Origin of the sequence: Pseudoalteromonas sp. NZS100, from assembly GCF_015864815.1 — a bacterium.
Taxonomy (GTDB): domain Bacteria; phylum Pseudomonadota; class Gammaproteobacteria; order Enterobacterales; family Alteromonadaceae; genus Pseudoalteromonas; species Pseudoalteromonas distincta.
The window spans coordinates 48,682-70,221 of record NZ_JADYWM010000010.1; the positions used below are offsets into that span (position 1 = coordinate 48,682).

Sequence of the window (21,540 nt, forward strand, 5' to 3'; positions counted from 1 at the left end):
AAAGCCAAGCAATGCTTGGCTTTTTTGTGCGTAAAACTTAGGGAAGTATCACAGCAGATCGGTTAATAATATACCGACACCAATACGTTCTACATCCGCATTGTAATCAATTAAGCTTTCGCCATAACCGTTAAAGTATTGTGCATAACCACGAACGCGACCCCATAAAGGAAACGACCAGTCGAGTTGAATTGCACCACGATTATCTGAATTTAAATTGTTACGTGTCATAAAGCTAAATTCATGGTCATGAAAACGATACGCGCCGCTAAATTCAAAGTAACCCATGTATTTGTATATGTCTGGGTTGTCGTCGCCATTGGCTTCTAAAATATCTTCTTTTTCGTCCTCAGCTATGCGATACCAAGGTTTAAAGCTAAAAACAAAGCCTCTATTTTCCCAAATAAAGTCTGCATAAATACGGTTCCACGAACGTGAATTTGGTTGGCTTCGACCATTTGATTGATGCGAAATACCTAATGCGATTGCCATTTCGTCGCCCCATAATACGTTTTCTGGGTCGAGGTAATTTATCCAAAATATCTCTGGTTCGTAGTTTGTTTCACGAAATGGAGACGAAATTTCTGAGTTATAAATTTGCCAATATGATTGCAGTGTAAAGCCAAAAAATATGGCTTGGTCTTTATCCGAAAAATCATCGTAAAGAGGCACTTTTATCGATAGCTGATATTTGGCTTCTAGGTTGTCGAGCGGTTCGCCGTCGTTATCATCTGTTAGTGCATCAAAACCATCAAAAGGGCGATCGTTTGGGTGTGATACGTACGAAAGCGGTAAAATATAGTTACGCTTATGTGGCGTAATTACATTTCTATTTTTTTTACCTACTTCTTCACGAGCTTGGCGTTTATCAAGCGCGGTAAGTTGTTTATTTTCTTCAAGAGCTGAACACTTTTTACGAAGATCATCTAATGTCTGTTTACCATCCCCGCCAATTACCTCATTTAAAATACACTGTTTTACAAGCTCGATGTCGTTATCTTGCTCGTTTGTAGCAACTTCTTCTTGTGCGAAGGTAGCGGTACTAATTAAAGCAGAAAGAGTTATCCAGTGGCGCCAGCTCATTGTAATTCCTTGTGAGTTTGGGTTGTTGTATGCGTTAATTTAATTATAACGTCTTTTTACATATGTAACGGTGAACTTTTACTGAATTTGCATTTATAACAAGGTCTATACGTATACAAAGTAAGTATAGATCAAAAGAAAAGCGGCCTAAGCCGCTTTTCTAATGCAAATTAACTATTTTAGTTAATTTATACCAATTTTATTAAAAACATGATCATTCTAGCGTATTAAATAACTCACTAACTACGTTAAAAATTATTTATATAGAACAACTATGTACCATAATATTAGCCTTGTTATTAAGCTATTTCCTTATCGCTATAATAGATCACTAATTTAATGCAATTGGTATTACTCTCACGCAATGAGAAGGGTGAGCTAAAGCTCAAATATGTTAGTAAAAAACTTATAAAGCTCGGTACCTTGATTAACACTCGCTGAGGCAAAGTGCAAAATAGCAATTGCATCGCAATCAAGAGTAAGTGTTTGCAGTGGTTGCTCACTTAAGTAGCGCTCCATGCGTAAAATATTGGCAATAGGCTCACCAGCTTTAATGTGCCCGCCAAGTGGGGCTAAGTATTCAACCATGCCGCCAATAGGGGCATAATAGGCAAAGTAGTCATCTAAGTTACATGCATAACGAGTGATATTAGCTGGCGTATGCGGTGCGTTTTGTAATACGCCTTTGTGATTTAAGTAACTTAAAATGCTGTTTGCATCGTTTAATGCTTCTTTTAAGTCTATTTTTTCTTGGCTGCCTAGCTCTACAGTAAATGCTTCTACAGGTATTGATAATTCGCGACCTTGTCCGCTAAGCGCATCACTTAAATGCCACCATGGGCAAAAGTTAGCTTCATCCATAGCGCCGTCAAAATCACTAGGAATAAGCAATACATGTTCAATATTAAAGTAACGTGCGCTGTCGGTTGCATAGGTTGGGCAGTACAGATGCTTGCTTGAAATAGGGCCTGTGTGTAAATCGAGTACTATATCAGCCTGATGAGCGAGCTTTTGTAAGTTAAGCGCAATGCGTTTACCCGTATTGAGTAAATAAGCAGGGCCGTTAAGTTTGCTGTCTACTTCGTCAATAAGTGCCTGTTTGAAGTTACTTTTTAATGTAGCGTCGTCATACTGAGTATGATTTTGTGCAAACTGTGCCACTAAATTTTTATTGTAGTGATACATGCGATTCCAATTAGTGCCCGTAATCGGATCGAACCTGCCAAGGGTAAACTCGCCAGATTTTTGATTACAACCAATCGGATTGGCATAAGGTACAAGGGTAATATCGCCACTAAGGTTAAGGTGTTTTAATTGCTCAAGCAGCTGAAAAATAACTGCGTTACCTTGCACTTCAGCGCCATGCATATTGGCCTGAATGTAAACACTTGGCCCTGTGCCATCGCCTTTTAAACGATACACAGGAATTGTAAGCGGTAAGCCGTTTGCAACTTCCCCTACTACAATGTTCTCTTGGCTAATGTGTGTTGTATTACTCATACTTGTTACCTTAAATAATGGCTGGCATTTTCGGCTTGGCGAACACAGGTAAGTGTACCGTTTTGCAAGGTGTACTCAGCAGCTAGCTCATGGCATAAAAAATACGGCATACTTTCGGTAAAGCCGTAAGCACCGCATTGGCTAAACACTAGCCAGTCGTGCTCATTTAAATCGCTTGGTAAGTTATGTTCACCAAAGCAATCAAGCGCTGTACAAAGTGGGCCGTATAAAGTGACCGCTTGAGTTTTAGCACTGGATTCACGCAGTAATGCAGCAGGAAAGTCTTGGCTGGTAACAGCAGGGCGTAATAAGTGATTTATACCGCCGCTTAAAATTACTTGTTCTTGATTGTAGTTTTGTTTGCGCTCTACTACTGGGTTTGCGTAATGACCGCATTCGCCAACGGCATAGCGACCAAGTTCCATCCATAATTCTTCTACACCCGCATCATTTTTAATTTTAGCGAGCGCAGCAATTAAGTCATCCCAATCAAGTGTTGCTTCGTTTTGTGTATAAGGAATACCTAAACCACCACCTAAATCTAAAATCTTAAGGCTAATATTTAAATCGCTGGCAAGTTGGCTAAGAGGTGCAATCATTTGTGACCACAAATCGCTTAGCTTTTGCGTGCTAAGCATGTTGCCCCACTGAAAAATATGCAGGCCGTCAAATTTAAGTGCAGGGTAGTCAGCTACATTGAGTGCTTGCCACTCATCACAACCCATACCAAACGGCGTAAGGCTATCGCCGCCCAGAGGGTTTTTTTCACCTTCAGGCCAACGTAATTGCACTCGCAGTAATACTTGTAACTGCGTGTTTTGTAGTTGTGCTTGTTGGTTTAACCAACGTACTTGATTGAGGCTTTCTGCTACGAATATACGCACGCCGCGCTCAATAAAGTGTTTAATTTGTTTAGGGCTTTTTGCAGGCCCTGTGTTGAGCACGCGCTGCGAGCTAATACCTTGTGCGAGTACTTGCTCAAGCTCACCTTTACTTGCTACGTCAAAATTAAAGCCAGCACTGTCTAAGCTTTGAATAATTTTAGACAGTGGGTTTGCTTTTACCGCGTACCACAGCTTTACATCGGTTTGCGCAACTAAACGCGCAAGATGCGTGTTTAGTTGATCTAAGTCGTAAACAAAAAAAGGTGTATCAAGTTGTTGTGTAATAGTATTTACAGCGGTTTTGATAGGCGTGCTCAAAAAGCTCATTATCGTAAAACCTCTTCAAGCAATAACGATGCATCGCTTTTCTCGTCGCGGTATTTAACTATTAACGCACACGACATGCTTAGGCCTTGCTCGCGCGCCCATTCGTTTGACGCAGGGCGAGAGCCCGGTATTACAATCGCGTACTCTGGGATTGGCTCGCCTTTATCTAGTTGGCGCTCGTTTACGCAGTCGTATACCGGAATAGTTGCTGATAAACGCACGCCTGGGGCAAGTACTGCGCCTTTTTTTATGACTACGCCTTCAACAATAATACAGCCAGCGCCAATAAAGGCGTCATCTTCAACCACTACTGGGCTTGCACCAATTGGCTCAAGTACACCACCAAGCTGAACTGCAGCACTTAAATGTACGTTTTTACCTACTTGTGCACACGAACCCACTAATGCGTGGCTATCTACCATTGTGCCTTCGTCGATATATGCACCAATGTTTACATACGCTGGTGGCATAATAATCGTGCCTTTAGCAACATAAGCACCACGGCGAACACTTGAGCCACCTGGCACCATACGAACGCCATCATCAGTACTAAATTCTTGCGGAGCTAAGTTATGTTTATCAACAAAGCCGCCTGCAAACTCAGTATTAGTGCCATTTTTAAAGGCTTCTAAAATGCCTTGCTTTACTTCTACGTTAGCTTGCCATTGGCCGCTTTCGTTTTGTGATGCTGCGCGTACTGCGCCCGATTCTAAATTATTTAATAGTTCTAACCAGCTCATTATAAAAACCTGTATTTAATGCCAAGATAAAATGGTGTTGTTTGCAGTTGCGATGCAATCGGTTTGAGTTAACTCAAGATGTGTTAAAGGTGGACGAAGTTGCGGGCTGCTTAAGCGGCCTTGCAAATGCATTAGTACCTTTACGGGAATAGGGTTTGCGACAGCAAATAGGCTATTAATAGCGCTTGACCACTGGGCAAATAAATTAGGGTGTTGACCACTTAAACTGCGCTTAACAAACTCGTGAGTTTGTTCAGGCCATGCGTTTGCAGCTACCGACACCAAACCTTTTGCGCCAGCTTGAGCAAAATAAGGCATTAGCGCATCGTCGCCACTAAAAATAGCTAAATTAGGCGCCGCTTGGCGGTAAGCTTCAAACTGAGCAATACTGCCGCTCGCTTCTTTTAACGCCCATAAATTTTTATTGTTTTGTAAGTTTTGAATTGTTGCCACTGGGATGCTAACAGCGCTTCGACCCGGTACGTTATAAAGCATACATGGGTGAGCGCTTGCATTTAGTAGGCTTTCAAACCAATGAGTTTGACCTATAGCACCAGGCTTTGCATAAAGCGGTGAGCCAAGTAAAAAGCTATGAATTGGTAGTGTATTACAGTAGTTAACCCACTCAATTTGTTGCTTTAAGTTACTACCGCCCACAGCAACCATGAGTGGTACTGTTGGTTTTAGCTGGCATACGTGTTCAACAATGGCTTGTTGCTCTTTTAGCGTTAGTGCTAAACCTTCGCCCGTACTGCCAAGTAGCAAAATACCGTTATGTGCCGCTTCTTGATCGCTAACCAGCTTAGTTAACGTGTTGTAGTCAACATCGCCGTGTTGATCAAATGGCGTAACGAGCGCGGTCCACAGTGAGTAGTCGTTTAAATTGAAGTTGTTGATCATCTCTCACGAACTTATAATTTGTACCAACTTTATTAAAAACGTGATCATTTAAGCGATAACTAATTTAATGCAATTGGTATTATTCGAAGAGTCAAAAAGCTTTATGGAAGGAGCCGCATTAACGTCGTTCGAACTAATAATTCGAAGAGCGAATGGGCTTAAAATAATAGGGCGCACGGCCTTAATATTTAAGACCAGAAGCTCTCCACCAAACTAACAAGCTGCTTTTTATAAGCAGCTATTGGTGACAGTCGCTAGGGTTCAACCTAGTCGCCCGAAATAAACACCTCGCAAAAGTGGTTACTTCTCGGCGTTAATTCCCCTCACGTATGCTTACTGGAGTTTGCGCTCCTAACATACGCTACCTGAATAACGCACCTCTTCTAGCCCTTTGCACCTGTTTGTAGGGTAAAACTTACAAACCTGTGCAATTTAAATAGGGTAATTACGGCGATTAAAGCATTTTAGCCGTCTAGGTGTCAAGCGACTAAATACAGATTAATTCATCGAAAAGAGGGGTGGTTACGTATTAGGTGCTTTTCTCGTACACTAGCAATATAAGTAGTGAGGTATTTAATTAGTATGGAAAAATTTAGCGATATTTATAAGCGAGCGGTAGAGCGAAAAGGCTCTGAAAAAATGCTTAAGTTATTACTTGCAAAACCGCTATCTAAAAAACAACTAAGCACGTTAAGTGACGACGATTGGCTTGAAGAATTTACTCGAAAAGTATTTCAAAGCGGCTTTTATTGGTCAGTCATAAATAATAAGTGGGCAGGCTTTAGAGAGGTTTTTTGGGATTTTAGCGTTGATAAGTTATTAATGATGCCACCCGATATGCTGGAACAAAAAGCAACGGATGAGCGCATTGTTCGTAACTATAAAAAAGTAAAAACAATTACCGAAAATGCTTACATGATCCACGAAATAGCAGGGGAACATGGCAGTTTTAGTCAGTTTATCGCTAATTGGCCAACAGACGATATTATTGGTTTGTGGGCGTATTTAAAAAAACATGGTTCGCGTTTAGGCGGAAATACAGGGCCTTACGCGTTGCGAGCACTTGGTAAAGATACATTTTTACTATCACGCGATGTAGAGAATTATTTGCGTGCCCATAAAATTATAGACGGCGGCTTACAAACTAAAAAGTCACTAAATGCAGCCCAAGCTTTTTTTAACGAAATGCAAAAGCAAAGCGGCTTAAGTATGCAAGAGTTAAGCTTAATTGTTGCTTATGGCGTAGGTGACAACCGTGTTGGTATAAGTCAGCAACAATAGGAATTACCATGAAATTAGTGCCAAGATACACAGATGTTGCGGAAAACTTCGCGATAGAAGATTTCCCTGCAAGTGTCGCCTCTCCTCAGTTATTGCTGTGGAACGAGAGTTTAGCAAAACAATTTAATATTAACGTTGCGGCTGATTTGCGTGCCAGCACTTTTAGCGGTAACGAAAAACAGGCGATTCCTGCAGTAGCACTTGGTTACTCTGGGCACCAATTTGGACATTTTTCACCACGCTTAGGCGATGGACGAGCGCACTTACTGGGCGCTATTAGTGATGATGAAAACCAGTTATGGGATATTCAATTAAAAGGCTCTGGTGCTACTCCTTACTCAAGAGGTGGGGATGGACGTTGCGCACTTGGCCCTGCTATTCGTGAATACGTAATGAGCGAGGCAATGCATGCACTGGGAGTTAAAACCACACGCTGCTTAGCGGTTGTTGGTAGTGGTGAAACGGTTTATCGTAATCCGCCACAAGCTGGGGCTATCGTTACGCGTGTAGCAACTAGCCATATTCGTGTTGGCTCGTTTCAATATTTAGCGACGCAAGGCGATGTTGAAGGGCTTAAAAATTTAGCCGATTTAGCTATAGAGCGTCACTACCCAGAAATAACCGATACAGGTTCGCAGCGATATTTAGCATTTTTAGGCGCTGTGATTAAAAACCAAGTTAAGCTAGTTGTGAGCTGGATGCGTGTTGGCTTTATTCACGGAGTAATGAATACAGATAATACGCTAGTTAGCGGAGAGACCATTGATTACGGCCCGTGTGCCATGATGAATAGCTTTGATTTTGATACCGTATTTAGCTCTATAGACAAACAAGGCCGCTATGCATTCGGTAATCAACCTAATATAGCTAACTGGAACTGCGCACGCTTAGCTGAGAGCTTAATACCGCTTATTAGCGATGATGACGAGCAAGCGGTTTCATTAATGACGCCATTTATTAATAGTTTTGCTGAGCAGTTTAATACTGAGTTTACGGCTATGTGGGCACAAAAACTGGGTTTAAATGAATCTAGCGATAGTAGTGGCGAGTTAATAGCAGAGTTGTTAACGCTATTAAAAGATAATCAGCTCGATTACACCAATACCTTTGATGCGCTTACTGAATCCTTAAAAGGAGAAAAAAGCGTACCTGAGTCGCTAATTGAATGGAGAGCTAGGTGGGTAAGTTTAACTGACGATAATAGTTATGAAGTAATGAGAGCGGCAAATCCTCGTGTTATACCGCGTAATCATGTGATCGAAGAAATAATTGCACAATATAACGCTACAGGATCTAGCGAGTTACTACAGCGCTTTATAAAAATAGCTGGGAATCCATATTCTAACAGTGAAGAGTTATCAGAGTTTTGCTCTCCACCGACGAATGATAATGACTACCAGACTTTTTGTGGTACTTAATACTTAACTTTAAATATAACCACATGATTAAAAAGAGTCATTTTTTAATCAAACATGCGCATATACCTAGGGGAATGCTAATTCTGGTGGTATTATGCGCACAATTAAAACTAAGCAATATTTCTTTGCATTTATAAGTGCATTCAATTTAATTGCTCTTACATTCCTTGCTAAGTACTAATTTACAAAAACTACTATATTTATTTTTCAATAAAGTTTTAATTTCGCCTATAGTAAGTGGATGTGTGTTGTGACAAGGCATAGAAAAAAAGTTATAAACTTTATTTTTCGTTAAGTATTGATTAACAAAGGCTCAGTTAGTCTATATAAAACTGATTGAGCTAGTATCGATTAGCTACAATTTAAAATTGTTCAAATGGGAAGAAAACAATGAAATTAAAAACACTTACAATTGCAATCGCGTTGGCTGCAACTAGCGCATCTACATTCGCTGCTGATAAAGAAGAAGGTTTCTACATTGGCGCATTTGGTGACTACTATGACGCATCTTGGAAAAACATGCGTGATCAAGCCGGTCTTGACGTAAACGAATCAACTGGCTGGGGTGTTGAAGCTGGTTACCGTTTCAGTGATTACTGGAGCGCACGTCTTGAATATGCAGACATGGATTTTAATGCTTTTGATAAAGTTGCTGGCAACCGTAACAATATTGATGGCGAGCGTTACGGTATTGATGCTCTTTACCATTTAGACGGCGGTCCTTTCTATGGTCTTTTCGGTATTAAAGAAATTGACGTAGTTGATGACAACACATTCTTAAATGCAGGTGTTGGTTACCAGCATTTCATTACAGATGGCTTATTTGTAAATGCTGAAACAGCTGTATATCAAGGTCTTGACCGTGGTTATACAGATGTTGGCGCTAAAATTGGTATTAACTACTTATTTGGCCAAAACTCTGCACCGGTTGAGCAAGTTAAACCTGCTCCTGAAGTTGTTGAAGTAGCTGTAGCCCCTGCAGACAGCGATAACGATAATATTGCTGATACAGATGATAAGTGTCCTAACACACCTATGACTGATGCTGTAGATGGTACTGGTTGTACTTTATATGAAGATAAAGAAGTAACAGTAAGCTTATTAGTGACTTTCCCTAACAATGCTTCTGCAGTATCTACTCAATACTTAAATGATATTGAAAAAGTATCTGCATTCTTAAAAGAGTACCCAGATACAACAGTACTATTAGAAGGTCACACTTCTGCTGTAGGTAAAGCAACTTACAACAAATGGTTATCTAAAAAACGTGCTGATGCTGTAGCTAAGCAACTTGTTGCTGATGGTATTGCTGAAGATCGTATTACTACAGTTGGTTTAGGTGAAGAGCGTCTTAAAAATGATGCAAACACTAAAGCTGCAAACGCAGAAAACCGTCGTGTAGAAGCGCATATCAAAACTATCAAAAACGTTAAAGTTTTACGTTAATTAAATAGTTTGTAATAAAAACCCAGCCAAGTGCTGGGTTTTTTATGCCTGTAATAAATTAATACTAGTTAATGGTAATGATTCTTACTTAACAAGTATTCATGAAAATAGTTTTTACCACAACCACTATTCATAGTATTTATAATCGGTATAATCAGTTGCGCAACTGGATGGATTTTCATCTATCCATAAAAGCTTTATAATTACGCGTTAGAATACTATAAGTATTGGGTAACTTATTTGCGCCCAAAGCGCTACCGGATACTTTCACGTCACCAAGAGGGCAATATTGTGCTACAAGAATATCGTAAACACGTAGAAGAACGTGCCGCGTTAGGTATCGTACCAGCGCCATTAGATGCTCAGCAAACTGCTGATCTTATTGAATTAATAAAAAACCCACCTGCAGGTGAAGAAGAATTCATTTTAGATTTGTTCATTCAGCGTATACCAGCTGGTGTTGATGATGCTGCTTATATTAAAGCGGGATTTTTAGCAGCTGTAGCTAAAGGTGAAGCTAATTCTCCACTTGTTTCTAAAGAAAAAGCGGCAGAATTATTAGGTACAATGCTGGGCGGTTACAATATCGCGCCAATGATTGACCTACTTGATGACGAAACACTTGCACCAATCGTAGTTAAAGGCCTTTCAAATACATTACTTATGTTTGATGCGTTCTACGATGTTGAAGAAAAAGCAAAAGCGGGTAATACATTCGCTAAGCAAATTATTGAGTCTTGGGCAAATGCAGAATGGTTTACTAATAAGCCAGCTGTTGCTGAAAAGATCTCAGTTACTGTATTTAAAGTGACTGGCGAGACAAATACTGATGACTTATCACCAGCACCAGATGCATGGTCTCGTCCAGATATCCCACTTCATGCTTTAGCAATGCTAAAAATTGAACGTGATGGAATTACACCAGACAAGCCAGGCGAAGTAGGTCCAATCTCTCAGCTTGAAGAATTAAAAACTAAAGGCTTACCACTTGCATATGTAGGTGATGTTGTTGGTACTGGTTCTTCTCGTAAGTCTGCAACTAACTCTGTACTTTGGTTCATGGGCGATGATATCCCATTCGTACCAAACAAGCGTGTTGGCGGTGTATGTCTAGGTAATAAAATTGCTCCAATCTTCTTCAATACAATGGAAGATTCAGGTGCATTACCAATCGAATTAAATGTTGATGAGCTTAACATGGGTGAGCAAATCGATATTTACCCGTACGAAGGTGTTGTTAAGAGCCACGGTACTGACAAAGTAATCTCAACTTTTGAACTTAAATCTGATGTAATTTTAGATGAAGTTCGTGCTGGTGGTCGTATACCACTTATCATTGGTCGTGGTTTAACTGACAAAGCACGTACATCACTTGGCCTAGGTCCAACTGATGTATTTAAAGTACCAACAGTGACAGAAGTTTCTGAAAAAGGCTTCACACTAGCGCAAAAAATGGTTGGTAAAGCGTGTAACGTTCCAGGTATTCGCCCAGGCCAATACTGTGAACCTAAAATGACAACTGTTGGCTCGCAAGATACAACAGGTCCTATGACACGTGACGAACTTAAAGACTTAGCATGTTTAGGTTTTTCTGCAGATTTAACAATGCAGTCTTTCTGTCATACGTCGGCTTACCCTAAACCAATCGATGTAAACACTCACCATACGCTTCCTGATTTCATCATGAACCGTGGCGGTGTGTCACTTCGCCCAGGTGATGGTGTAATTCACTCATGGTTAAACCGTATGTTATTACCAGATACTGTAGGTACTGGTGGTGATTCACATACACGTTTCCCATTAGGTATTTCATTCCCAGCAGGTTCGGGTGCAGTAGCATTCGCAGCAGCTACAGGTGTTATGCCTCTTGATATGCCTGAGTCAATTTTGGTTCGCTTTAAAGGTGAAATGCAACCAGGTATCACTTTACGTGACCTTGTACATGCAATCCCTTACTTCGGTATTAAAGAAGGTTTATTAACAGTTGAGAAAAAAGGTAAAATTAACGAATTCTCTGGTCGTGTACTAGAAATTGAAGGCGTTGAACACCTAACTGTTGAGCAAGCGTTCGAACTATCAGATGCATCTGCAGAGCGTTCTGCAGCAGGTTGTGCGGTTAAACTTTCTAAAGAGTCTATCGCAGAATACCTAGAATCAAACATTGTTATGCTTAAATGGATGATCTCTGAAGGTTACGGCGATGTACGTACTATTGAGCGTCGTATTACTGCAATGCAAGATTGGTTAGCTAACCCAGAACTAATGGAAGCTGACGCTGATGCAGAGTACAAACATGTACTTGAAATCGATTTAGCAGATATTAAAGAGCCAATCCTTTGTGCTCCAAATGACCCTGATGATGCACGTTTATTATCTGATGTTACTGGCGAGAAAATCGACGAAGTATTCATCGGTTCTTGTATGACTAACATCGGTCACTTCCGTGCAGCAGGTAAGTTACTAGATGGCTTTAAAGGTCGTATCCCAACTCAGCTTTGGGTTGCCCCGCCAACTAAGATGGATAAAGATCAGCTTACAGACGAAGGTTACTACGGTATCTTTGGTCGTGTAGGTGCACGTATCGAAACTCCAGGTTGTTCACTATGTATGGGTAACCAAGCACGCGTTGCAGACAAAGCAACGGTTGTGTCTACCTCTACACGTAACTTCCCTAACCGTTTAGGTAATGGCGCGAACGTATTCTTAGCTTCAGCAGAACTTGCTGCAGTAGCGGCTATTTTAGGTAAACTACCTACTCCAGCTGAGTACCAAGAATACGCAGCGAAGATTAATGCAACGGCTGCAGATACTTACCGTTACTTAAACTTCCACCGTATGCCTGCTTACACTAAAAAAGCAGACAACGTGATTATTCAACAAGCTGTATAACTTTTAGAGTTTGTTTAAAAACCCGCTTCGGCGGGTTTTTTATTGGCTAAAACAAATATTAGATAGTTCATGCTTCTTTTTTTGTATTATTGTATTAACTCTAGTCTTAAATTGCTTTTAAAGTAATTAATCGCGCAAAAATTCCTATCAAAATGCATTAAAATCCTTATCAATATTCTCATTATTTTAGGCGAGATTTTATGACAGCATTAAACAACCAGAATTTATTGCAACTACGTTTTGTTAACCAAGCAAATATTGATTTGGTTAAACCTTCTTTTGATAACCTTCCTGCAAACCTTTATGCAGATGGTGCCTTTCGTAAACGTCGTTATTCAGTAGTAAAAATGCAAAATGGTGAAATAAAGCTACAGCAAGCCAAAGCATTTGTTCAAGATGATTCAATTAATACTTTTCAAGGTAATGTAGAGCGTACTTACGAAAATTTAGAGCAAAGTTTACTTGAGTCAGAGGGCATGAAAAGCATTGTAAATGAGTTTCGCCAACTTACCGGTATTGATGAGCAGCGTAATATTGAAATTCATCAGTTCCGTATGCTTGCCATCGATAGCGATACACCTGCAGCGCCAGAAGGCGTGCATCAAGATGGTTTTGACCATGTATGTATATGCGGTGTTTCTCACGAGAACTTAGAAGGTGGCGAACTGCTTGTATACGAAAACAAGCAAGCTGAGCCTTGTTTTAAAATGGAAATAAAAGACGGCATGTTTGCATTAATAAACGACCGTCAAGTGTGGCATAACGCAACACCTATGAACAAAATTGATGCTAGCAAACCAGGTTACCTGGATTGTTTTGTATTAACGTCTTAAGGAAGTTAGGCATGAACATAACGCAATTACGTGAGCAGTTTCCAGCATTAATGCAGAACGTTGATGGTAAATCGCCAATATTTTTAGACGGACCAGGTGGCTCGCAGGTACCAACATCGGTGCTTACTGCGATGACAGCTTATTTAGGTCATTATAATTCGAACTTAGGTGGCGCGTTTTTTTCAAGTGATAAAACGGTTGAGTTGATGGCGAATGCGCGCCAAGCCGCCGCTGACTTACTTAATGCACCTAGCTCACAACAAATTGTGTTTGGTCCAAACATGACCAGCCTTACGTTTAGTTTTAGCCGTGCAATTTCACGCGACTGGCAGGCTGGCGATGAAATAATTGTAACCAATGCCGATCACTTCTCGAATGTATCGTCGTGGCAACAAGCTGCAGAAGATAAAGGCGTTAAAGTCAATACGGCTTTAATTAATGAAGCTGATTGCAGCTTAGATATGGTGCAATTTGAAAGCTTATTAAACAGCAACACTAAGCTTGTAGCGGTAACGTATGCGTCAAATACCACAGGTTCAATTAACAATATCAAACGTATTGTAGAGCTTGCTCACGCTGTAGGTGCACTTGTTTATGTTGATGCCGTACACTATGCACCGCATGAACTTGTTGACGTACAAGCACTTGATTGCGACTTTTTAGCGTGCTCTGCGTATAAGTTTTTTGGCCCGCATTTAGGTATGGTTTATGGTAAAAAAGAACATTTAGACGGGTTTACGCCTTACAAGGTTGAGCCAGCTAAAGACGTAGCACCAGGTCGCTGGGAAACCGGCACGCAAAGCTTTGAAGCAATGGCTGGTTTTATCGCAGCTGTTGATTACATTGCGGCGATTAGCGAACTTGACGATAGCCACTCACGTCGCGAAAAGTTAAGCGTTGCTTTTGCTAAAACTAAGCAGCACGAAATGGCGCTTAGCGAACACTTTTTAACGCGCTTAGTTAATTATCCACGTATTAAGTTATTTGGTATTGATGATTTTGATCGCCTTAATGAGCGTACACCTACTTTTGCTTTAATTTTTGAAGGGCTTGAGCCACGCGCCGTTTCAGAATTTCTAGGTAAGCAGCATATTTGCGTGTGGGATGGTAATTTTTACGCGCAAGGGTTGTGCAAGCAATTAGATGTGCTTGATAAAGGCGGCGTAGTGCGCATTGGTTGTATGCACTACAACACCATTGAAGAGCTAGATCAGTTGTTTAATTTATTTGATGAACTGCTCGGTTAAATAATACTGATTTTGGTGCGCTAACTCTTAGGCGCACCATATATTTGTTCTGCACGGTTAAACAATACCCACGAGGTTAAAATATACTTATCGTTTGATACTGGCTTATTGCCTCTATGAGTATGTGTAAAGTAGCCAGGTGCTATTACCATAGTGCCTTTTTTAGGGGCGATTTTACGGTTTTGATAATAAAACTCTGTTTCACCACCTTCTTCTACATCGTTTAAGTAAAACATAAATAACAACACGCGATGCAAAGCTTCATTGTGCTGTAGCTGCGGATAAACTTCACTGTGCCAGTAAGGGTAGCCACCTTTGTTTACTTCGTATTTTTGCGCTTGAATGTTACCGAGTCTAAAAATTTGCTGAACTAAAACGGGTAATTGCGGTTTACCCACTTCTTCAAAATTCTCTTGGGTTAAATCGACTACCTCACCTGTTTTTGGATGATAAACCTTTAAGCCAAATGCCCCAATCATCATAAAAATATGCTCTTCAACATACTTAAAAACATGCTGTGCAGTCGTTTGTTGTATATGTTTTAATTGTTGTGCATATTCGGGGTGATTATTTAAGTGCAGGTCGTGGCTGTCTTTTTTCTTTAAGTCGACACCGCCCGATGTTACCCCTTGTCTTACATGCGGGCTTTGCGCGAATGTGGAAATAAATTCATCGCAAAACTCATCGCTTAATGCGTTATCAATAACGCGTATAAAGTCCGTCATGGTTTACCTTTATATAATTATTATTGGATTTTTATGTTTATTGAAAAAGTGATGCCGCGCTTTAGCGAAACAGATGCACTCGGACACATCAACAATACCGTACTCCCTGTATGGTTTGAAGTCGCGCGTGGACCTATTTTTAAGTTTTTTACACCGGACTTAAATCCACATGATTGGAAATTGATTATCGCCAAAGTTGAGGTGTCGTTTGTAGGCGAATTATTTTATGGCCACGAAGTGACCGTAAAAACCTCTGTAGAGCATATAGGGACTAGTTCTTTTACGCTTAGGCAAGAAGCATGGCAACACGATAAATGCTGCGCAATAGGCAAAGCTGTGATGGTGAGGTACGACTTTATTGCTAAATCAAAGCAAGCGCTTAGCATTGACGAAAAAGCAGCGCTTAACGAGCATTTTTACCAAGGCAGTTAACCTTACAAAGCTTATATTTTATATAAGCTCATGCTGAGCTGGATTAGTGTAAATAAATAATGGCAGCTGTAAATTTTTGTCGTGATTTTTTAACGCATTTAGATTGAGTTGCAGGCTTCAATTATATACTATTTATATTATATATTGTTGCGCCGTTATAACACAAAATGTTAATTCGGTAATTTGATTGGAGTATGCGTGTGACATCTATTGCCAGTAACCAGCCTTTACAAGTTATTCAGCTCAGTGATGGTGAGAATTTAGCAGCTGAAATTTTGCCGTTTGGCGCAATAATAAAAAGCATTAAATTTAAAAAACAAGAAATGACGCTTAGCGTCGATGATCCTCAATACTATCTTGAAAACCCATTTTACTTAGGCGCTACAGTAGGTCGATACGCTAATCGTATTGCAAAGGGGCGTTTTAGCTTATCTGGTACGCAGTATCAACTAGAGGCAAATAACGGTCCTAATAGCCTACATGGCGGTGTTAAAGGTTTTAATAAAGTACTTTGGCAAGTAACTAAACAAACTGAAAGTGAAGTTGAGCTTTATTATTGCTCGCCCGACGGAGAACAAGGTTTCCCCGGTGAGTTGCAGGTTTGGCAAACTATTAGCGCTAAAAACGGCGAGCTTACTCTGCACTTTAAAGCGATAACCAATAAAGAAACGCTCGTTAACTTTACCAACCATTGCTACTTTAATCTTGATGGCAGTGAATCAATTAATGAGCATCTTGTTCAAATTAATACCGATCGTTACCTTCCTATTGATACAACTAGTATTCCACTTAATGAAGCCGCTTTAGTTTGCGGTACCTGCTTTGACTTTACTAAGCCAGCTCAAGTTGGTGAGGCCTTAAGCGCCGTTCATCCTCAGCTAGAAGCTGGAAATGGCTTTGATCACTGCTATATTTTTAATGATGACAGCAGTTTAAAGACGATGGCTACATTAACTTCGCCACACACGAACGTTAGTTTAACCCTTAAAAGTACGCAGCCAGGCATGCAGTTTTATACCGCAAACTTTGTTGGTTCGCCTTTTAAAGCACGGCAAGCTTTGTGTTTTGAAGCGCAAAATTGGCCAGATGCGCCAAATCGTGAAAATTTTCCAAAGGCTAATTTATTGCCAGCAGAGAAATACGAACAGGTTATTATTTACGCTTTTTCTGAGTGAATACAGCTCTTTAATGTTAATTAAAAGAAAATCAAAAGAAAATATACGGTAATTAAATGCTATCCATAATTAAGGAAAAGGTTGCACTTTTTGCCGGTTTAAAGTATTTATAATATAAATAGTATTTGAAACTATACGCACTACCACAACGACACAACGACTACACACAATCAGGAGTTTTTAAAAAATGATAATTAACAATAAGTTATCGTTCAACAAGAAAACCGCGCTCAGTATTGCTATCACTGGTATATTGGCAAGCGGAAGCGTTGCAGCTCAAGGCGCTGAAGGCAATACGCCTACAGTAGTAAATGAAGATGTTGAAGTTATCGCAGTAACGGGTATCCGCAGCAGCTTACGTTCATCAATGTTAGATAAAAAAGCATCTAATGTTGTTACAGACGGGATTAAAGCAGAAGATCTTGGTAAATTTCCTGATTTAAACGTAGCAGAGTCTCTGCAACGTATTACAGGTGTGGCAATTGACCGCAGTGGTGGTGAAGGCCAAGCGGTAACTATTCGTGGTTTTGGTCCACAATTTAATACTGTACTTGTTAATGGTCGTCAAATTGCGACAGACAGTGCAGGTCGTGAATTTAATTTTGATGTATTAGCGGCAGATCAAATCACCGGTGCTGATATTTATAAAAGTAATACAGCAACGCTTCAAGAAGGCGGCATTGGTGGTACGGTTAACGTAACTACAGCACGCCCTTTTGATTTTGGTGGGTTACATATTTTAGGTTCAGTTAAAGGTATGTACGAAAGCCTTTCTGAAGAAGTATCTCCATCAACATCATTTTTAATAAGTAATACGTTTAACGATGACAAGCTAGGTGTGCTTTTTGCCATAACTAATCAACAACGTAAACTTCAAAACAACCAAATTTTAACGGCAGGTTGGCGCGGTGGCCAAACAATATCTAACCCAACTGATGGTGTATTGTTTGAAAATGCCTACATTCCACGTAACTGGGACCAAGTAGTTGATGAGCAAGACCGTGAACGTACAAACGCAAGTTTAGTACTTCAATATGCGCCATCTGACGATGTTACGATTACGGTTGATGGAATGATTTCAAAATTTGAAGTTGATTCGTCAGTGCGTGATTTAGCATCTTGGTTTGAACCAGACCGTGTAGGCAGCGCAACAATTGATGCTGAAACGGGTACGCTTTTAACTTTCTCTCAAGAAGTTGGCTTAGGCGCGCCAAGTGGCGACCCTGCAAGTGATTTTGTATCACATACACGTAACTCACGTGATGTAACTAATAAAGCATTTGGTATTAATGTTGACTGGCAAGTAAACGAGTCACTAAAAGCAAAATTTGATGTATCTCGCTCAACAGCTGAAAACGACCGTGCAGGTAATGATCGTTTTAACGTAGTGGGTATTATTAACAGCTATACTTTTGATGGTACAGGCAGCATTCCTACCGTACAGCATGATGGCTTTGAAAATGGTTCATTGCCAGATCCTAGCCTAGCGCGTCTTCACTACAACGAAATTGGTAACCAATTTACTGATGAAGATGAAATCACTGAAGTAAAAGCCGATTTTGAATACGTGCCAGATAAAGGCCCGGTAGAGCGTATTAACTTTGGTGCTTATCGCCAAGAGCGTGAAAAATCTAGCTTCCAAATTTTTGGTAGCCAATGTCAATTTTGTGGTTACGGTACACAAGCACCGCTTGATGAAATTGATTTTGAAGCATACACAGCGAGTAATTACTTCCCTGGTTTAATCGATACATTTTATAGCTACGATGGCGATAAAATGCTTGATTACTTAGCCGATCAAGGTTTTCCAGTAGAGCCAACGCTACAAAATAACCGTTACACAATTAACGAAGACATCACCAGCCTATACATGGACTTTACGCTTGGTTTTGACTTAGCTGATATGCCAGTAACCGTTAATATGGGTGCTCGTTACTCTGAAACCGATATTGAAGTTGCTGCAATACAAAGCTTTATTAGCGATGTTATACCAACGTCAGATGCGACATTGTTTGCTAACGTATTTGGCCCTGCGACTAATATTGAACAAGGTACTAGCTACTCAAACTTACTACCGTCTTTCAACGTTAAGCTTGAGCTACAAGATAATATGATTTTACGTTTTGCCGCGTACGATAGTATTACTCGTCCAACTATGTCTCAGTTATCTCCAGCAACAAACTTTAACGAGCCACGTCGTCAAAACTTAACGGCAAGTGGTGGTAATCCAGCACTTAAACCATTCCAATCAGAAAACTGGGATATCTCTTACGAGTGGTACTACAACGATGCTAACTTATTTAGCTTTGCGGTATTTAGTAAAGAAGTTGACGACTTTATTGTTACGTTAACGGGTGCAGAAACATACGAAATGTCTGACCGTTCGGGCCCTGATTTTGCGTGTACTACATGTACAGACCAAACAGATGACGAACTTATTGGTAGCTCAGAAGTTTACACTGTAAGCCGTCCTCAAAATGGTGAGTCTGCAACTGTAACCGGCTTCGAAGTGGGTGTTACTCACATGTTTGAAAATGGCTTTGGTTTTATCGCTAATGCGACTGTTGTGAATAGCGACATTAGTGTAGGTGATGATACAACTCAAACATTTGCACTTGAAGGTTTGGGCGATTCACAAAACTTAGTATTGTTTTATGAGCAAGACAACTGGCAAGCACGTGTTGCATTTAACAACCGTGAAGGCTTTTTACGCTTAGTTGATAACGGCTTCAATGGTGAACCAGTGAACGTAGAAACTTACGGCCAGTGGGATATTAGTGCAAGCTACGATATTAACGAAAACTTCACTATTTTTGCAGAAGGCATCAATATCACTGAGGAAGAGTTAGTACAAACAGGTCGTTTTGCTAACCAAATTTATTCAGTGGAAGATAATGGCTCACGTTACGCGTTTGGTATTCGCGGATCGTTTTAATTAATGTTTGAGGCGAACTTCTCGCCTCTTGTTTCATTGCAGCACATTAGTGCTAATACCAATTAGGTTAATTTAACAGTAATGTATATTAGTTAACCTAATTGGCTAAAATGAAGCCACATTAAATCCAAATGCCCTACCGGGCATTTGTTGTATAAAACGTTATCAAAGATACTCAAAGAGTAGTCCATTATGAATAAAACAATAAAAACAATCGCAGTAATTGGTGGCGGCACAGCAGGATGGTTGAGCGCTGCAATTATAGCTTCGTATCACCAAGGTAAAAATGGTGATGGCTTAAAAGTGATGTTGGTTGAATCGTCAGATATTCCAACAATTGGTGTAGGTGAAGGTACCTGGCCCACTATGAAAAACACACTTCAGCAAATAGGTTTGCGTGAAGTTGATGTATTTAAAGCCTGTAACGCTACCTTTAAGCAAGGTGGTAAATTTGTAAATTGGACGCACGGCAACAACGACTTTTACTACCATCCATTTACTGTACCGTTAGGCTACGGCCGCATAGATTTAGCCCCTTATTTAGATAATGTTGAAGACTTTGCACAGCAAACTAATTTTCAACATGATATTTGCGAAGCAAGCTTAGCCCCAAGAGGTATAGCGCAAGGTGAATATCAAGGTAACTGTAATTACGCTTATCACTTAGATGCCGGCGCTTTTGCAGAAATGCTTAAACAGCATTGTAAAAGTAAGCTTGGCGTAGAGCATATTATTGGTACTGTTGATCAGGTAAAACTTGATGACGATGGTGCAATAAATGGGCTTACTCTAAAAGATCAAACCCGCATTATAAGCGCCGATTTATTTATAGACTGTACTGGTTTTTCATCATTGTTATTAGGCCAAGCGCTCAACGTACCGTTTAAAAAAATGGACCACGTGCTATTTAACGACAGCGCACTGGCGATGCAAGTCCCTTACGATGAAAACGATGACTCCTTAGCCAGCCATACCATAGCAACAGCGCAAAATGCTGGATGGATTTGGGATATAGGTTTAACGCATCGCCGTGGTGTAGGGCATGTTTATTCAAGCAAATTTTTATCAGACGACGAAGCAGAGCAAAACTTACGCAACTATTTAGGCGATGCAGCAAACGGTTTAACTGCCCGTAAAATTAGCTTTGAGTCGGGCTACCGTGAGAAGTTTTGGCATAAAAACTGTGTTGCAGTGGGTATGTCAGCAGGGTTTGTAGAGCCGCTTGAAGCAACCGCTATTATGCTTGTTGAAATTTCAGCACGCTTTGTAGCAGAGCATATGCCAGCAGATACACAAGTAATGCCTATTGTAGCTAAACGCTTTAACGAGCAAATGGACTACCGCTGGCAGCGCATTATCGACTTTTTAAAGCTCCATTACATGCTAACCAAGCGCCCAGAACCTTACTGGCAAGCACATGTACATCCGGACACTATTCCACAAACCCTGCAAGAAGATTTACTGCTTTGGGGAAGCCGTGGCCCGCTTATTCAAGATTTTCATGGCGCATTAGAGTTATTCCCAGCCGCCAGCTACCAGTACGTTTTATATGGTATGGGCTTCAAACCAGACTTTACTAAACAGGCTTATTTGTATTCACAAGACGCGCAAGCCAAACAAATAATTGAACGTAACAGCCAGCTTACACAGCAGATGTTGCAAACTTTGCCGCCACACCGCGCTTATATTGAGCAGTGGTTAGCGGCTAACCCAGTTTAAGGATGT

General features: G+C 40.4%; 16 protein-coding genes and 1 riboswitch. Of the genes, 10 read left to right on the forward strand and 6 right to left on the reverse strand.

Annotation, left to right across the window (positions count from 1 at the left end):
• Positions 1 to 48: 48 nt before the first annotated feature.
• The 5 genes from I6E69_RS11960 to dapA all read right to left on the reverse strand — a co-directional run bounded on the left by I6E69_RS11960 (position 49) and on the right by dapA (position 5,434).
• The gene (locus I6E69_RS11960; RefSeq protein WP_002958796.1) at positions 49 to 1,083 is read right to left on the reverse strand and encodes a phospholipase A; all 1,035 of its coding nucleotides are present in this window, start codon (positions 1,081 to 1,083) and stop codon (positions 49 to 51) included.
• Between the two features lie 378 nt (positions 1,084 to 1,461).
• Positions 1,462 to 2,583, reverse strand: coding sequence for a succinylglutamate desuccinylase/aspartoacylase family protein (locus I6E69_RS11965; protein WP_197121324.1), 1,122 nt, complete (start codon positions 2,581 to 2,583; stop codon positions 1,462 to 1,464).
• Between the two features lie 5 nt (positions 2,584 to 2,588).
• Positions 2,589 to 3,794 carry a PLP-dependent decarboxylase gene (locus I6E69_RS11970; protein WP_197121325.1) on the reverse strand — a complete coding sequence of 402 codons (1,206 nt, stop codon included), beginning with the start codon at positions 3,792 to 3,794 and terminating at the stop codon, positions 2,589 to 2,591.
• The gene (locus tag I6E69_RS11975; protein WP_002958799.1) at positions 3,794 to 4,534 is read right to left on the reverse strand and encodes a 2,3,4,5-tetrahydropyridine-2,6-dicarboxylate N-succinyltransferase; all 741 of its coding nucleotides are present in this window, start codon (positions 4,532 to 4,534) and stop codon (positions 3,794 to 3,796) included. The genes I6E69_RS11970 and I6E69_RS11975 overlap by 1 nt, the downstream gene beginning before the upstream one ends.
• A gap of 15 nt (positions 4,535 to 4,549) precedes the next feature.
• On the reverse strand, positions 4,550 to 5,434 hold the full coding sequence (gene dapA, locus I6E69_RS11980; protein WP_197121326.1) for a 4-hydroxy-tetrahydrodipicolinate synthase: 885 nt from the start codon (positions 5,432 to 5,434) through the stop codon (positions 4,550 to 4,552).
• A 190-nt stretch (positions 5,435 to 5,624) separates the two neighbouring features.
• Positions 5,625 to 5,825: riboswitch (Lysine riboswitch) on the reverse strand.
• A gap of 191 nt (positions 5,826 to 6,016) precedes the next feature.
• On the opposite strand from dapA, the gene I6E69_RS11985 reads away from it, so the two are divergent.
• From I6E69_RS11985 to I6E69_RS12010, 6 genes are all read left to right on the forward strand, one after another.
• Complete coding sequence (locus I6E69_RS11985) at positions 6,017 to 6,715, forward strand: DNA-3-methyladenine glycosylase I (RefSeq protein WP_138489945.1); 699 nt, start codon at positions 6,017 to 6,019, stop codon at positions 6,713 to 6,715.
• Positions 6,716 to 6,723: 8 nt separating this feature from the next.
• Positions 6,724 to 8,133 (forward strand): YdiU family protein, encoded by a 1,410-nt coding sequence (locus I6E69_RS11990; protein ID WP_197121327.1) that lies wholly within the window; start codon positions 6,724 to 6,726, stop codon positions 8,131 to 8,133.
• 390 nt (positions 8,134 to 8,523) lie between these two features.
• Positions 8,524 to 9,579 (forward strand): OmpA family protein, encoded by a 1,056-nt coding sequence (locus I6E69_RS11995; protein WP_039488619.1) that lies wholly within the window; start codon positions 8,524 to 8,526, stop codon positions 9,577 to 9,579.
• Positions 9,580 to 9,870: 291 nt separating this feature from the next.
• The gene (gene acnB, locus I6E69_RS12000) at positions 9,871 to 12,468 is read left to right on the forward strand and encodes a bifunctional aconitate hydratase 2/2-methylisocitrate dehydratase (protein ID WP_039488618.1); all 2,598 of its coding nucleotides are present in this window, start codon (positions 9,871 to 9,873) and stop codon (positions 12,466 to 12,468) included.
• A gap of 200 nt (positions 12,469 to 12,668) precedes the next feature.
• On the forward strand, positions 12,669 to 13,301 hold the full coding sequence (locus I6E69_RS12005) for a 2OG-Fe dioxygenase family protein (protein ID WP_039488617.1): 633 nt from the start codon (positions 12,669 to 12,671) through the stop codon (positions 13,299 to 13,301).
• An 11-nt stretch (positions 13,302 to 13,312) separates the two neighbouring features.
• Positions 13,313 to 14,548, forward strand: a complete 1,236-nt coding sequence (locus tag I6E69_RS12010; RefSeq protein WP_024606516.1) for a cysteine desulfurase-like protein — start codon at positions 13,313 to 13,315, stop codon at positions 14,546 to 14,548.
• 20 nt (positions 14,549 to 14,568) lie between these two features.
• Here the strand turns inward: I6E69_RS12010 and I6E69_RS12015 are convergent, their stop codons facing one another.
• Positions 14,569 to 15,273: a 2OG-Fe(II) oxygenase gene (locus tag I6E69_RS12015; protein ID WP_197121328.1), complete on the reverse strand. Its 705-nt coding sequence runs from the start codon at positions 15,271 to 15,273 to the stop codon at positions 14,569 to 14,571.
• A gap of 33 nt (positions 15,274 to 15,306) precedes the next feature.
• Between I6E69_RS12015 and I6E69_RS12020 the strand changes: the two genes are divergently transcribed.
• The 4 genes from I6E69_RS12020 (at position 15,307) to I6E69_RS12035 (ending at position 21,534) form a co-directional block, all read left to right on the forward strand.
• On the forward strand, positions 15,307 to 15,705 hold the full coding sequence (locus I6E69_RS12020; protein ID WP_197121329.1) for a thioesterase family protein: 399 nt from the start codon (positions 15,307 to 15,309) through the stop codon (positions 15,703 to 15,705).
• 200 nt (positions 15,706 to 15,905) lie between these two features.
• Positions 15,906 to 16,880, forward strand: a complete 975-nt coding sequence (locus I6E69_RS12025) for an aldose epimerase family protein (RefSeq protein ID WP_002958812.1) — start codon at positions 15,906 to 15,908, stop codon at positions 16,878 to 16,880.
• Positions 16,881 to 17,067: 187 nt separating this feature from the next.
• Complete coding sequence (locus I6E69_RS12030; RefSeq protein ID WP_002958813.1) at positions 17,068 to 19,815, forward strand: TonB-dependent receptor; 2,748 nt, start codon at positions 17,068 to 17,070, stop codon at positions 19,813 to 19,815.
• A gap of 192 nt (positions 19,816 to 20,007) precedes the next feature.
• Entirely contained in the window at positions 20,008 to 21,534 is a 1,527-nt protein-coding gene (locus I6E69_RS12035; protein ID WP_197121330.1) for a tryptophan halogenase family protein, read from the forward strand.
• Positions 21,535 to 21,540 lie beyond the last annotated feature (6 nt).

Excerpts from the sequence above, each read along its gene's own strand:
- I6E69_RS12035 (WP_197121330.1), top strand. The coding sequence starts at position 20,008 with ATGAATAAAACAATAAAAACAATCGCAGTAATTGGTGGCGGCACAGCA.
- I6E69_RS11960 (WP_002958796.1), bottom strand. The coding sequence starts at position 1,083 with ATGAGCTGGCGCCACTGGATAACTCTTTCTGCTTTAATTAGTACCGCT.
- I6E69_RS11965 (WP_197121324.1), bottom strand. The coding sequence starts at position 2,583 with ATGAGTAATACAACACACATTAGCCAAGAGAACATTGTAGTAGGGGAA.
- I6E69_RS12005 (WP_039488617.1), top strand. The coding sequence starts at position 12,669 with ATGACAGCATTAAACAACCAGAATTTATTGCAACTACGTTTTGTTAAC.
- I6E69_RS12015 (WP_197121328.1), bottom strand. The coding sequence starts at position 15,273 with ATGACGGACTTTATACGCGTTATTGATAACGCATTAAGCGATGAGTTT.
- I6E69_RS12010 (WP_024606516.1), top strand. The coding sequence starts at position 13,313 with ATGAACATAACGCAATTACGTGAGCAGTTTCCAGCATTAATGCAGAAC.
- I6E69_RS11975 (WP_002958799.1), bottom strand. The coding sequence starts at position 4,534 with ATGAGCTGGTTAGAACTATTAAATAATTTAGAATCGGGCGCAGTACGC.
- I6E69_RS12030 (WP_002958813.1), top strand. The coding sequence starts at position 17,068 with ATGATAATTAACAATAAGTTATCGTTCAACAAGAAAACCGCGCTCAGT.
- I6E69_RS11995 (WP_039488619.1), top strand. The coding sequence starts at position 8,524 with ATGAAATTAAAAACACTTACAATTGCAATCGCGTTGGCTGCAACTAGC.
- I6E69_RS12020 (WP_197121329.1), top strand. The coding sequence starts at position 15,307 with ATGTTTATTGAAAAAGTGATGCCGCGCTTTAGCGAAACAGATGCACTC.
- dapA (WP_197121326.1), bottom strand. The coding sequence starts at position 5,434 with ATGATCAACAACTTCAATTTAAACGACTACTCACTGTGGACCGCGCTC.
- I6E69_RS11970 (WP_197121325.1), bottom strand. The coding sequence starts at position 3,794 with ATGAGCTTTTTGAGCACGCCTATCAAAACCGCTGTAAATACTATTACA.
- I6E69_RS11990 (WP_197121327.1), top strand. The coding sequence starts at position 6,724 with ATGAAATTAGTGCCAAGATACACAGATGTTGCGGAAAACTTCGCGATA.
- I6E69_RS11985 (WP_138489945.1), top strand. The coding sequence starts at position 6,017 with ATGGAAAAATTTAGCGATATTTATAAGCGAGCGGTAGAGCGAAAAGGC.